Origin of the sequence: Methanosarcina sp. 1.H.A.2.2, assembly GCF_000979975.1 — an archaeon.
In the GTDB taxonomy this organism is placed as follows: Archaea; Halobacteriota; Methanosarcinia; order Methanosarcinales; family Methanosarcinaceae; genus Methanosarcina.
The window spans coordinates 1-955 of the sequence record NZ_JJQL01000035.1 but is presented as its reverse complement, the minus strand read 5'-3'; the positions used below and the strand labels follow the sequence as shown (position 1 = coordinate 955).

Annotated in this window: 1 protein-coding gene; it reads right to left on the bottom strand. The window is 40.2% G+C overall.

Annotated elements, in window-relative coordinates; genetic code table 11:
• Positions 1–349 precede the first annotated feature (349 nt).
• Complete coding sequence (locus EO93_RS05175) at positions 350–817, bottom strand: DUF2124 family protein (protein WP_048131222.1); 468 nt, start codon at positions 815–817, stop codon at positions 350–352.
• Positions 818–955 lie beyond the last annotated feature (138 nt).

Below are 955 nucleotides of genomic sequence, written 5' to 3'. Positions count from 1 at the left end.
GTGCATAAAAATTCAAAAATTCAATAGCAAGTTACATTATTTACAGTTTTCCAATAAAAATACCTGAATAATAATCCGAGATCTGCGGAAAGTCTGATAGACAGAAACTCAGAAAAAGAAAAACTCTATCAATTCTCTGAAAATTGAATTAAACCCTTTTCCTGCCCTTCTCTTCCTAAAGATCACCTGAAAAATAAGGGATCACCTGAAAATCAGCAATATTTGGCTTCGATAAGATCTGGCTTCGATAATAAAGAATGGAAAAAAATTATTTGTTAAAAACCGCTTTTAAGCAGTAAGTAAACTGCTTTAAGCAGTATTATTTTTATATTTCCCACATTTTGTGGTTTCAGGTTTGAAGCACTTCAACAGCCAGATCGGCATTAATGATATAATCAAAGTTGATAACCTCATCCCATTTCTGCTGCAGAAACATCGACTGGAAACAGACTCCGATAATTTTTCCTTTAGCCGAGCCTTCGAGAACCTTTTTTGCGATTTCTTTAGCTTTTTCAGGCCCGGTGCCGATCTTTGGCATCGCAAGCCCGCCGAGCAGGACAACCACATCAGCATGGGCGTCTATGGGTTCGCCAAGTTGCATCCCCTCAGGAGTCATGGAGATTGATCTGGCTTTTTCAAAGTCAAGGGTGGGAATAAAAGCAAGTTTCCTGTCCCTGACCACAAAACCCAGAAGCTCGGCAAAAGGGGTGCAGAAGCCCGGAGTTCCAACAAAAGTAATCTTTTCTGCTCCTTCGACAAGGCCCCTGAAACTATTCAGGATTCCTCCTACTCCTTGAGATGTGTTTATTATCGGCATGAAAATCTTCTCCTAAATCTTCTCCTTATTGACGTTTCAGTGAACTACCCCTCCCTGTCAGGCTATCACCTGCTGAGGAAGGGGCTTCCTTCGAGTATTTACTTCATTTGAAAATCAGATTCTAAGAATCTAATTCTC